Origin of the sequence: Pseudomonas sp. CROZ-RG-20F-R04-15, from assembly GCF_022662375.1 — a bacterium.
Classification (GTDB): domain Bacteria; phylum Pseudomonadota; class Gammaproteobacteria; order Pseudomonadales; family Pseudomonadaceae; genus Aquipseudomonas.
Genome location: NZ_JAKNQL010000001.1, coordinates 745,593 through 757,393 on the forward strand (window position 1 = coordinate 745,593; position 11,801 = coordinate 757,393).

Annotated in this window: 14 protein-coding genes and 1 tRNA gene; 5 read left to right on the plus strand and 10 right to left on the minus strand. The window is 55.2% G+C overall.

Going from position 1 to position 11,801, the window contains the following annotated elements; genetic code table 11:
- Positions 1-114: 114 nt before the first annotated feature.
- Positions 115-843, minus strand: coding sequence for a class I SAM-dependent methyltransferase (locus L8H52_RS03380; RefSeq protein ID WP_242204595.1), 729 nt, complete (start codon positions 841-843; stop codon positions 115-117).
- Positions 844-1,415: 572 nt separating this feature from the next.
- Between L8H52_RS03380 and L8H52_RS03385 the strand changes: the two genes are divergently transcribed.
- Positions 1,416-1,778 carry a DUF6124 family protein gene (locus L8H52_RS03385; protein WP_242204593.1) on the plus strand — a complete coding sequence of 121 codons (363 nt, stop codon included), beginning with the start codon at positions 1,416-1,418 and terminating at the stop codon, positions 1,776-1,778.
- Between the two features lie 76 nt (positions 1,779-1,854).
- Here L8H52_RS03385 and L8H52_RS03390 read toward each other — a convergent pair whose 3' ends face one another.
- The 9 genes from L8H52_RS03390 to L8H52_RS03430 form a co-directional block, all read right to left on the minus strand.
- Positions 1,855-3,114: a type II toxin-antitoxin system HipA family toxin gene (locus tag L8H52_RS03390; protein WP_242204591.1), complete on the minus strand. Its 1,260-nt coding sequence runs from the start codon at positions 3,112-3,114 to the stop codon at positions 1,855-1,857.
- On the minus strand, positions 3,107-3,424 hold the full coding sequence (locus tag L8H52_RS03395) for a helix-turn-helix transcriptional regulator (protein ID WP_242204589.1): 318 nt from the start codon (positions 3,422-3,424) through the stop codon (positions 3,107-3,109). The genes L8H52_RS03390 and L8H52_RS03395 overlap by 8 nt, the downstream gene beginning before the upstream one ends.
- A gap of 144 nt (positions 3,425-3,568) precedes the next feature.
- The gene (locus L8H52_RS03400) at positions 3,569-3,976 is read right to left on the minus strand and encodes a type II toxin-antitoxin system HicB family antitoxin (protein ID WP_137218087.1); all 408 of its coding nucleotides are present in this window, start codon (positions 3,974-3,976) and stop codon (positions 3,569-3,571) included.
- Positions 3,977-4,012: 36 nt separating this feature from the next.
- The gene (locus L8H52_RS03405; protein WP_242204587.1) at positions 4,013-4,192 is read right to left on the minus strand and encodes a type II toxin-antitoxin system HicA family toxin; all 180 of its coding nucleotides are present in this window, start codon (positions 4,190-4,192) and stop codon (positions 4,013-4,015) included.
- Positions 4,193-4,470: 278 nt separating this feature from the next.
- A tRNA-Gly gene (locus tag L8H52_RS03410) sits at positions 4,471-4,544 on the minus strand.
- 158 nt (positions 4,545-4,702) lie between these two features.
- Positions 4,703-5,587: an alpha/beta hydrolase gene (locus L8H52_RS03415; RefSeq protein ID WP_093438451.1), complete on the minus strand. Its 885-nt coding sequence runs from the start codon at positions 5,585-5,587 to the stop codon at positions 4,703-4,705.
- Between the two features lie 317 nt (positions 5,588-5,904).
- The gene (locus tag L8H52_RS03420; protein ID WP_242204586.1) at positions 5,905-6,597 is read right to left on the minus strand and encodes a pseudouridine synthase; all 693 of its coding nucleotides are present in this window, start codon (positions 6,595-6,597) and stop codon (positions 5,905-5,907) included.
- Positions 6,598-6,630: 33 nt separating this feature from the next.
- A complete protein-coding gene (locus L8H52_RS03425; RefSeq protein WP_242204584.1) occupies positions 6,631-6,861 on the minus strand; it encodes a cysteine-rich CWC family protein in 231 nt (76 codons plus the stop codon).
- A complete protein-coding gene (locus L8H52_RS03430) occupies positions 6,854-8,341 on the minus strand; it encodes a sensor domain-containing diguanylate cyclase (protein WP_242204582.1) in 1,488 nt (495 codons plus the stop codon). The genes L8H52_RS03425 and L8H52_RS03430 overlap by 8 nt, the downstream gene beginning before the upstream one ends.
- A 323-nt stretch (positions 8,342-8,664) precedes the next feature.
- Between L8H52_RS03430 and L8H52_RS03435 the strand changes: the two genes are divergently transcribed.
- The 4 genes from L8H52_RS03435 to L8H52_RS03450 all read left to right on the plus strand — a co-directional run bounded on the left by L8H52_RS03435 (position 8,665) and on the right by L8H52_RS03450 (position 11,801).
- Complete coding sequence (locus tag L8H52_RS03435; RefSeq protein WP_242204580.1) at positions 8,665-8,916, plus strand: hypothetical protein; 252 nt, start codon at positions 8,665-8,667, stop codon at positions 8,914-8,916.
- Positions 8,917-9,096: 180 nt separating this feature from the next.
- Positions 9,097-9,504, plus strand: a complete 408-nt coding sequence (locus L8H52_RS03440; protein WP_034153134.1) for a hypothetical protein — start codon at positions 9,097-9,099, stop codon at positions 9,502-9,504.
- Between the two features lie 196 nt (positions 9,505-9,700).
- The gene (locus L8H52_RS03445) at positions 9,701-10,945 is read left to right on the plus strand and encodes a glycosyltransferase family 4 protein (protein ID WP_242204578.1); all 1,245 of its coding nucleotides are present in this window, start codon (positions 9,701-9,703) and stop codon (positions 10,943-10,945) included.
- 10 nt (positions 10,946-10,955) lie between these two features.
- Complete coding sequence (locus L8H52_RS03450) at positions 10,956-11,801, plus strand: hypothetical protein (RefSeq protein WP_242204575.1); 846 nt, start codon at positions 10,956-10,958, stop codon at positions 11,799-11,801.

Sequence of the window (11,801 nt, forward strand, 5' to 3'; positions counted from 1 at the left end):
ATTGGTATCGCTTGCAAAACCTGAGTTCGCTTCGATTTTGCACGTCGGCGTAGTTCGTGCCGCCACCGCGGTCAGTCCCCTCTCCCTCTGGGAGAGGGTTAGGGTGAGGGCTTCTCAGCGCTGCACCGCCACCAACATCATCATCGGCCGCTCCCGCTCTTCTGCCAGCGCCGGTTGCGCCGCGACCTCCGCTTCGCTCGGCCCCCATTCATTGACATGTCGAATCGAGAACCCCGCATCGATCAGCGAATTGAGCAATGTCCCGACCGTACGATGCTGCTTGATCACGCCTTCAGCCAGCCAGTTCGTCACCCGCTCACCCTCCAACTGATAACTGTCCAGCGGCCAACGCTTGTTACCTTCACCATCCACAAACGAACCCGGATTACGTGGCGCCATAAAGATCGGATGCTCAATGGAAAAGACAAAGTGCGAACCCGGTTTCAGCGCCGCGTACAGGTGCGCAAACAGCCCCGGCAAATCCTTGATGTAATGCAGCGCCAGTGAGCTGTAAGCCAGATCAAAACTGCAGGCGGGCAAGTCGATCTGTTCCAGATCGGCACGCTCATAACGAATATTTGCCGCCGTTGTGGTCGCCCGCGCCCGCTCCAGCATCTTCTCCGAGACATCCAGTCCCAACACACTCCCCGCATCATTCTCGATGGCCCAACGGCTGAACCAGCCATAACCGCAGCCCAGATCCACCACTTTCAAGCCATGCATTGATGGCAGCAGCGCTTTTAGCGCCGGCCACTCCGGCGCCGCGTCGAGGCCGCCGATGGAGCGGTTCATCTGGCTGTAGCCCTGGAAAAATTCGGGATCGTCGTAAATGTTTTGCGTCATGTTGAAATGCTCTTTTGAGTTCGATCGTCAGCGGCAAAGTGGCCGCGATTGGAATCCCTCGAAAGTGATGGCGCGTATTCGTCGATGGCCGCGCAGGGGGAGGGTAGTGGCTGATATGGAAATGCTAGTCGGTCGAGAGGAAGGTGAAAAACGATGGAGTGTTGTGGATCTGTAATGTCAGAAAATGCTGCAAGGTTTTTGTCTGCTTAAACGCATTCGGTGGCCAGTGTTTATAAGTGTTCGGTGTTACGTCCTGAAGCCTACAAATCCTTGCGCCGTTGCCTACCGCTACGCCAGAATCCGCCGGCTTGTGCGCTTTAGGAGCGGTCGGTAACTTGGTTCGCGTCACTGATTTCCAGTGATCGGGTTTAGTAGCCCGGAATCCCCCCTAAATGGCTGCACAAGTACCATTCAAACAGGCAATGCTTGTACTCGATGGTGGCTGTGCGCATGGCGCCCTCGGGTGCGCCGGATTTAGGGGTTGGGATCCGGTCTACTAACTTGCGCACAGCTGCCTCCCATCCGTTTAGTAGCGAGATTGGTTGCGGCCCCTATTGATAGGTACCAAGCCCATGTTCAAAGTAACGCCAAATCCGCCGGAAACCGATCCGGCATCCCCCTACGAATCACCCAACTCAAAGAAATTCCACGAAGCCGCCGAACGCGCCCTCGACCACTACCTCAGCCCCACAGCCAGAATCATGGGTTGCACCCGCGAACCCGAACCGATGTACCTCGCCAACCCTGCCTACGACACCGAATCCTTGCTGGCCAACGCCAGCGAAACACTCGGCTCGGCCACCACCATGCTTAACAACTTCGCCGCGCTGCTCGACACCTCACACCGCAAGACTGCACTCGGCATCGCGCAGGTGGTCATGTTGGGTGAATTAGCGGTGAATCAGGCACTGGATAAGGTTGTGCCGGCGGATTAACCCTAACGCTTTAAGAAGCCAAAGAAACCGGCCAATTAGCGCCGGTTTCTCGAGACTGCAACGTGGCAGCACGAACTCAGGCAAGTAGCCCGATGTTTTGGTCGATGCGTTGTTGAATGGTGCGCAAGGTTTCCTGGGTGATCACACCCGGATACAAACTTTCAGCCATGGCTGAGAATCGGCCAGCTACCTCGCAAAATCTGTCAATGATGTCGGCGGCGGTAGCGGCGTTTACTTCAGCCTCCACTGCAAGGTTGAGCAGGTTTTCTCTTCCAATTTCCAAGGCTTCACCCATCACGTCCATCTGGTGATAGCCTCCCGGCCCCTCGCAGAAAGTGACGTCATAGGCCGGCGCTAATTTCCAGTCTCCGCCAGGCGACATGATGTAAGCAAAGTTCTTCGGATGGTCGTCTCGGTTGTTGAATGCGACATTGAAGACGACCCGCTCAAACGCTGCGGCTTTCTCTCGTACGTCATTGCTGCACTTATGAGTCGCACGCAGGAAGTTGACGTAGTCCAGCGCCCCGGGGGATCTGAAATCCGCACCGGTAAAGGCTGCAAGACTCTGCATGGGCACCCGCAAGTCATTTTGTCGGTCAAAGCGTTTGGTGGCAAAAGCGGCCATTCCCTCAGACAGGCTGAAATAACGAGTGTCAGGAGTTTGGATACCGCACAAGCGTAAACACTCGGCATAGACCATTTCGATGGCGCACACCTCGGGATGTTCTTGCTGAGCCGGAAATTTCACCAACCAGGCTTCGAAACCGGGAGTGGCAACCGTAGTGAAGGCATCAGTGTGCGGATCGCGATATACCAGCGCTTTTGGTCGGGCGCCCTGTGGAGAACCTCCGACCAGTAGCAGCTTCTGAAGAAGCTCTCCACCTTTACCTTTGAGTACTTCCTGCACTTCGGACGCGAGCAACTCGATGGGAACATGCATTTGCGGTTCCAGCGCCTCGGGTGCAACAGGTTCAAACGACATGGCCCCCATGGCATTGTTGCCAATGTAGGCTAGCCGCTCCAAGGGGCCTATGCGCGCAGGGTTGAGGCCTCGACGTTTGAACAATCGGTCCATCAGCAACATGCCCCAGCCATCCGGCAGCGAGTCATAAACCGGCCCAGGCAGTCCCAACTGATGTGACGGGAAATCCCGGTTTAACCTGGCTCCCTGTAATGAAAGCCTCAAGGACGAGAGTTCCAGCCCTCTGTTTTTTGCCTCATCGCTGTACTCAAACATGACCTGCGGGCGACCGGTCAGGGCTTTCGTCGAAGCAAGTGTGCCCCACCGCCAACGTTCACCCCAGCCCTCGTAGTAGACGTCAACTCGTTCAAGCATTGTCGACTTTCCTTTTGATGCGATGACGCTTGGCCGTTTTTTCGTAGCGAATGATATCGTCAAGAGTTTCGAGCCTTGGCAGAAACAACCCTTCGAGTTCCTTTTCGCGCCCGAGAACCATCGCCACTCGCACCATGTTGTCGAAACTCACATTACGACCGGCTTCAAGGTTTGACACCGTATTCGTCGCAATGCCCGCGCGAGCGGCCACGTCTGCCTGTGTCATCTCCAAAGCCAATCGTTCTGTGCGCAGGCGTTGGCAAATCCGGTTGACGATCTCGCTTGCGGTGGTGAGGCTTAAATCCAGCATGTCGTGGGTACCGTCGGCGTTCAGTTTTGATTCTCTATACGCAATATACTGTGGATTAAACCTAAAAATATCATTTAACCCACATTAAAATGTAATTAGGTTTAATGGGTAGGATAAGGTCGGCACAGGTTGACGCGACAAGTTTCAACCCTGCTGCAAAACTTTCAGAGCCGCCGACGCCAGAAAGCCGGAGCGGCTTTTTTCTTCCGGGTGGTGCAACACATATTCGTCAATGCGGTTAAGCAAATGCCCCGGCAACGTGATGTTGAGTTTCTGGGCTTTACCCAAGTACTTCACGACATCTATATCGACCACGGCCCATGCACATCCTGCGTACTTCGGATTAGCGACGTTCACGCCCAGTTTGCTCGCAGCCGGGATCGGCGCACCGTCCTCAGCCAAAATTTCGAAATGTCCCTCGATGGCTTCGCGAGCCATGGCGACGGCATCATCCAGATCATCGCCAGCCGAAAAGCAGCCCGGAATGTCCGGCACCTCCACGCCCCAGGCGTGTTCCTCATCACCTATTGAAATCGCAATCGGGTAGAGCATATTCGTTTCCTCCATCGCGCCGATGACCTGAACAAGTCAGAGCAGCGCTTGTTGCAAAATACTGATGGCCGTTTTCTTCAACAGATCTTTCTTCGGATGCGGCACAGTGACCAGTCCAGGCTTGACCGGGTGTTTGAAGTGATGGTGGCTGCCTCTGACTCGCACTAAATACCAACCGTCTGCGACGAGTTGGCCGATTAAAAAACGGCTATTCACAACACCTCCTTGTGATGTGCTTGGTGGGTACTATACCTGCTTGGCTTTTGCGATCAACACTATAACCACCAAGTGGTCATCGTCCATCATTCGGCTCAGCGGTGTGAATCAGTCTAGATGGGGAGGCAGCGCAGGGATTCTGACTGTGTTGCAGGTTTTTGCATTGTTTCGAAATGCAGCATCGGATTTTTTCAGGCACAAAAAAACCGGCCATCAAGGCCGGTTTTTTCTGTTCCTGCATCCCCCGTCAAAAAACACAACGTGAGACAAAAATTGAGTGGAGCGGGTAGAGGGAATCGAACCCTCGTCGGAAGCTTGGGAAGCTACTGTTCTACCATTAAACTATACCCGCTCAGAGCGGCTGACTTTGTACCAGACTCGGCCACGGATTTGAAGTTTTTCTTTTACTCATGAACGCTTTGAATCACTGAAAACGGTCAATCGCGGGCGAGCACTGCGGTGAGAAAAGCAAAATCTCAATCCCGCAGTCCCGCACGCGAAGACACTCTTTCAAATAGCCAATGCATGTTGATCCTGAACAAACGAGTAACGCGTTCGGCTGGCCTGCTGCGCCGGTTTCAGAAAGCCGAGCAGGGCATTCTGGCTATCGCGGCACGCGGCCTTGTGTTCCATGTCGAGGAAGTGCCCGGTGGCTTGCAGCGTGGTGAACGTGCTCTGCGCCACGTGGTTGCCGAACAGGCGTGCATCTTCGGCAGCGGTGTATTCGTCCCATTCGCCGTTTAAAAACAGCACCGGCACGTTGATCTTTTTCGCCGCATTCAAGTAGCACTGCCGATCGCTGTGCAGCACGTCGCTGATGTGAAAGTGCATCTGCCCGTATTCGTGCTCGGCGAGGCTGCTGACGTGGCGATAGTTGAAGCGTTTGAACAGTGACGGCAGGTGTTTGCCGATGGTGTTGTTGACCAGATGGCCGACGCGGTCGCCGTCGCGTTGGCCGAGGTAGTCGACGCCGCGTTCGAGGTAATCGAGCATGTGCGCGTTGATCACTGGCGAGAACGAGCTGATCACAGCTCGTTCAATGCGCCGTGGCTGATGGGCGAGGGCGACCAGGGTCGCGGCGCCGCCCCAGGAGAACGACAGCACGTGTTCGGCGGCGAAGTGGTCGATCAGCTCGAGCAGAATCTGCCCTTCGACGTCCTTCGTCAGATGTTTCTCGTGGCGATTGTGGGCTTTTGACCGGCCCGCGTAGGGCTGGTCGTAGCAAACCACGTTGAATTGCGGGTGCAGGTTTTTCACAGTCTGTGCAAACGACGCAGTCGTGGCCATCGAGCCGTTGACCAGGATGATGGTCTTTTCTGCGGCGTCTGCGCGATAGAACTCCGTGTAAACCCGATACTGACCCTGTATATCCAGCACAGCGATTTCTGGCCTCATGTCATAAGACTCCTGGCAAGCAAGCGGGTATGCGCGCAAATAGAGATTGCACGAGCTTTGTGACAGGTAGGCATACGCCTGGAATTTGCTTGGCCCATGTCGATCCGTTACGGCAGGTCGACGGGTATTGTTATTGGCGGGCAGTCTGTCGGCTGAGGCGAAGCCCTTGGGGCTTACGACCGACAAAAAGTTTCTTGGAAGTATGGTGTGACTCGTCGGTCACAATTTGGCCGACGTCCTGATTCAAGCAGGGGAGTCGGGATCGCGCAAGTGCCGTTGGTAAATTGTTCGACAACTTCTGCTGAGCGGTCGCGGGCTTAGAACAAATGGATCTCTTCGGTGCGCAAAGCGCGGTACTCGCCCGGTTTTAGCGCGTTATCGAGCAGCAGCGGGCCCATCGATTCGCGGTGCAGGTGCAGGACTTTGTTGTTGAAGTAACCAAACATGCGCTTCACCTGATGGTAGCGCCCCTCGATGATACTCAGCCGCGCCGACCGTGGCCCGAGCAGCTCCAGCTGTGCCGGTTGCGTGGTCAGATCCTCGAAAGCGAAGTAGATGCCCTCGGCAAAAGTGCTCGCATATTGCGCGCCAATCTCCTGCTCGGTCTCGACGTAGTAGACCTTCGGCAGTTTGGTCTGCGGTTGGGTCAGGCGGCGCGACCATGCGCCGTCGTTGGTGATCAGCATCAGGCCGGTGGTGTTGAAATCCAGGCGTCCGGCGATGTGCAGGTCGTCCTTGTCCGGTTCATCGATCAGGTCGAGCACGGTCGGGTGTTGCGGATCGCGGGTAGCGCTGACGCAGCCCGGCGGCTTGTGCAGCATGAAGTAGCGTGCTGGTTTGCCGCATTGCAGGACTTCGTCATCGACTTCGACGCGGCTGAACTCCAGCACTTCACTGTGCGGATCACTGACGACTTTTCCGTCAATCCGCACGCGCTTTTCCACCAGCAACAGGCGAACCTGCTGACGGTTGTAGCGGGGCAGGTTGCTGAGGAAACGGTCGACGCGCATGTTCAGTGTTCGTTGAATGAAGGGGCGCGCATCTTACGGGATCGGCCGCCCGGTTGCTTGCAGTTGCGCCTCGACCTGCGCGCAACGTGGGCACAGGCAGGATTGGTCGCGCAGTTCTGGCGGCAGCGCTTCAAGTACGGCCGGATCGATGCTCACGCCATAACACCAGCATTCGCGGTCGGCTGTGCGCGGGTCGGCCAGGCTGCAGTCGTTACGGGCGCCGCAGGCCGGGCAATGGTCGGGTTTAACGTCGGAATCAGGCATAAGTCGAGTGAGGCATTTCCACGCAGGTGCGATTGCGGCCGGTTTGTTTGGCTCGGTACATCGCATGATCGGCCCGCGACAGCAGGCTGTGCAAGGTGTCATCGCGTTGTAGGGTGGTGGCGCCGATGCTCACCGTCAGATTGAGGCGGTGGCCGTCGTAGGCATATTCGTGCTGTTCGACATGTTGGCGGATCTTCTCGGCAATTTTCTGACCGGTGTCGCCGTCGGTGTCCTTCAGTAACACGATGAATTCCTCACCGCCCCAGCGGCAGACGATGTCGGCGTGGCGCAGGCAGCTTTGCAGATCGCGGGCAAAACCGATCAACACCTGATCGCCGGCCATGTGCCCGTAAGTGTCGTTCAACACCTTGAAGTGATCGAGATCGAGCAGCAACGCGGTCAACGGTTTGGTCTCGCGCTGGGCTTCGTGCAGGGCCTGTGCGGCGAGAATGTCGAAACCTCGGCGGTTGGGCAGTTCGGTGAGGCTGTCGAGAATGGCCTGCGCCTGGATTTTGCTTTGATAACGTTTGATCACGCGGTTGAGCAGCGCCAGCACAATCAGCGTGACCAACAGACAGATCAGCAGATTCAGATACAGCGACTGACGGATTTCGCTCAAAGCGCCGTCTTCGCGTTTATCCACGAACAGGTACCAGTTCAACTCTGGAATAAACCGCACGTTGAGAAAGTGCCCCTGACCGTGGGCGGAGTATTCGTAACTGCCGCTGTGCGGTTTGGGCAACTGGCTGACCAGACTCTTCATGCTCTCCAGTTCACTCAGGCTCTGGTCAATGTGCGCGCCTTCCGGACCGCCTTCGGCGCCGGTCAGGACCAGTCGGCCAAAGGTGTCGACGAAGTACACGCTGCGTTGATAGCGCTGTTGATACTTGTCGATCAGCTTGATCACCGCATCCACCGTCAGACCGACGCCCGCCGCGCCGATGAAACGATTGTGGTAGTCGTAAACCTTGTAGTTGATGAAGAAGGTCAGGTTGTCCTTGTTGGCCAGATCCGGGTCGACGTTGATCTCGTACGGATCCTTCATGTCACGCACGCGGAAGTACCAGGCGTCGCGCGGTTCGTCGACCTTGACCTGCTTCAGCACGCCTTTGGCGTGGTAATAGGTGTGCGTACTGTTCGAAACGAAGAACGCCGTGTAGGCGCCGTAGTGGGTCATGACCTCGTCGAGGTAGCGGGTCATCTGCTCGGGATTCTGCTCGCCGTTGACCACCCAGTCGCGCATGAAGGTGTCGCGGGACATCATCGAGGAAATCAGGATCGGCCGGACGAGGTCTTTCTGGATTTCCGAGTAGACGGTGTCTGAGGTCAGCGGCAGTTCGGTGTTGACGATGTTGTCGCGGATCGACGCGCGGGAGGCGTAGTAACTCAGCAACGACGTGGCGAGGAAACCGGCGCCGAGCAGGGCGATCAGCGTCAGTACCAGCGAGCGTTGCGAGTAGAGGGGAGAACGAAGCGGCATGGCAGATCCGTTGGCAGTGGCCCGATGGCATGCATTCTAGTGGCACTGCCGGGAAATAACTGCTTCATGTACGGCGCGAATGGTCGTTCCTGCATCGTAGGAGGGATGGACATGAACCTGTGGAAGCGAGCTTGCTCGCGAATGCGGTATGTCATTCAACACGGATTGGCTGACCCACCGCCTTCTCGAGCAAGCTCGCTACATCGTGGCGGACACCGCTGATCTGAAGCCGGGTCGGACCGGGCACTTGATTGATCTGCACCAGTCAAACATGTGTCGGCAGCTCTGTTCCGTTGCTGCCGTGGGTCTTTCAGGAGGCCGCCATGCGTGTTCAGAAGATGTTGCTCGGTGCAGTGCTGATTTTCGGTTTGTCCGGTTGTTACTACTACGCCGGTCCCTACGATGCTTACCCTGCCACCTATTACTATCCCGGTTATTACTCACCCTATTACTACGGTGGTTATTACGGCCCGCGCTACTACGGCGGTTCGCGTTATTACTATGGTGGTTACGGTTATCGGGGTGGCTACGGGCGGGGTTATCACGGCGGCGGATATCACGGTGGCCACCATTGATCAGTGGCTGAATGACAGCGTTTTGCAAATGAACAGGATTTCATCAATCACTTGTTTCAACTTGTTGCAGGAACGCACCAGATTCGGAAAACGCTGTCTGATTTTTCGACAGTCACCGATTAAATGACTGTCGCCTGCCAGCGTCGCTGGTGTGGCCAACCCGCGGTCCAGGAGGCCGCCATGTATAGACGAATTCTTCTACTTGCTGCGTTGATGTTTTCCGTTGCCGGTTGCGTCCCGTACTCCTACGCGGACTCGTATTACAGCTCAGAGGTCTACACATCCCCCGCACCGGCTTACTACAACACGGGCGGCACCTATTACAACGGTGGCAGCACGTATTACGCGCAACCACGCTACTACCAGCCAGCCCCGCGGTATTACCAGCAACCGCGTTATTACCAATCGGCGCCGCGCTACTATCAACCGGCCCCGCGTTACTACGAAAGCCGTCGCTGGCACGACAACGATCGCGGACGTTGGGATGGCCACCGTCGCGGCGGTTGGGATAACGATCATCGCGGTCGTGGCAACTACGATCGACACAGTGGGCGCGGTGACCACAACGGACGTGGCAACCGCTGGTAATCACCCGCAAATGAAAAGCGGCGCTTAGAGCGCCGCTTTTTTGTGCCCGTCGAAAAGTCGCCTCATTCGCCATCTCCTAGGGCATTCCCAGACGCTTCCTACAGTTTCATTTCCTTGCATTTGTTAGCGTTTGTTCCTGCCGATCGAGGTGAGGAAAACTCAGTTCAATAGCGGCGAATAAGAGGACGATGCCGCTATGAAGCTTCTTGTTATTCACCAAAACTTTCCGGGCCAGTTCCGTCACGTGGTGCTGGCGGCGATTGACAGGCGTTATGAGGTTTTGGCGATAGGTCGGGATACGGCGCCGGGTATCGCGGAGGTGAAAATATATCGATACCGTGCTGCCCGCAGAGCACCGGGCGATACTCACCCCTATCTGGCCCGTTACGAGCAAGCGGTGATTGATGGACAGAAGGTTTTTGAAATTCTGAGCAGGCTGAAACATTCGGGTTATCAGCCGGACGTGATTCTCGCTCATCCCGGATGGGGGGAAACGCTCTTCGTCAAGGATGTCTATCCTGACACGCCACTTATTCACTATTGCGAATATTACTATCGAGCGCAGGGTGCGGACTCTGGGTTCGACCCTGAATTCCCGCGAGCCACAAGGGAGTCATCAAGCCTGCGAATACTCAATTCGCTGCATCTTTTGAATCTCGAACAATGTGACATTGCCATCGCGCCTACGCGGTGGCAGCGCAGTCTGTTTCCTGCAGCTTATCAGCCGGCCATTCGGGTTATTCACGAGGGCGTCATTCAAAGTTCTAACCTGGCGAAAGCTGGGGCAGTCAGGTTGCCCAATGGCGTCGAGCTGAGAGCTGGGCAGCCGATCATTACTTATGTCGCGAGGAATCTTGAGCCTTATCGCGGGTTTCATAGTTTTATGCGAGCGATCCCGCATATTCAGGCTAAGTGTCCCGATGCACAAATTATCGTAGTTGGCGGTGATGACGTCAGTTACGGGTGTAAGCCGGTTGGATATGCAAACTGGCGCAGCAGGATGGAGGCAGAGGTAAGTTTCGATCATTCCACCGTTTATTTTACAGGGAGGCTTCCTTATCAGACTTACCGGGCAGTTCTGGACTGTTCAAAGGTTCATGTTTATTTGACGTATCCGTTTGTTTTGTCGTGGTCGTTACTGGAGGCGATGGCGGCTGGGTGTCTGGTAATAGCGTCAGATACAGCTCCGGTAAGGGAGGTGATCGTAGATGGTCACAATGGAATGCTGGTGGATTTCTTCGATCATCACGGTATCGCCAAACGTATTGCCAAGGTTCTTGATTCCGTTGATGAGTACGACTGCCTTCGCAGTGCTGCGAAGTTGACAGCTAGCAGATTTGATGTGGAGAACGGCACGAAACAACACTTTGAGGTGTTTGAAAGCGCGATGTCCGGGTATCTCAAAAAACAGCCTGTTCCTCAGTTTGACAGGGGGATTTGAAATGCTCCGGATGTCGCGTAAGCAATTGGTTAAATGGTTTAAGAAGTTGTTGAAGTATGGCCTGTTTATTTATGTTTTTTATTGCGTGGTAGATTTTTATATTCGTGAAGAAGAAATCGCCAAGGCGATGGCAATCTATTACGCGGATCAGGAGGCCTGTCAAAAGAAGCTGGCGAGCATGAAGCAGGTGCCCATACTGGGCGGCAGCTATGTGGATAAGACTCTGGTCCCGGAGTTTTATGTTGGCATGCCTGAGTTGTCGAATAAGAAAGCGTGTCTGGCCAATACGCTCAAGGGGCATTTCTGGTGGACCGGGACGGATATACGGTCGTACCACGATCAGAGTGTAAAGCCGACTCCTGAAAGTTGGCGTCTTTATAAAGTGAACGCCGGGCTTTATACAAAAAAAGAGACTGCCGAGCCCCATGAACGGGGCTATCGCCACATCAACTGGCCGGATGAGTTGATTGTAAAGCTAAAAAATTATCCAGGACTGGAGCTTTGGCTTAATGCGCCTCCGCCGCATTTCAAGAATGAGGCTTCCGTTCGCAAGTTTGTCATTGCTGACTGGCCGCGGCGTGATGGCACCCCTCGATTGATAAGCTGTAACGGCTTGATTCGCCCGGCTGCTGAGGAAGAACTGACTGACAAGAAATTGGCAAAGCTCAGTAGAGCCGAATTGGAAAACCTGGATTTTGGGAGTTTGAATTTTTTTTGCACTGTGGAGTTACACAGCTTTGATTTTTCCGGAGGGCACGGTCGGGTAAGTCTCGGTCTAACGTCATTACGAGAGTCACCTGAGATGCTTAAGTTTCTCAGTGGCTATCTTTCACGCTCTGTTATTACAAGGAAGTAA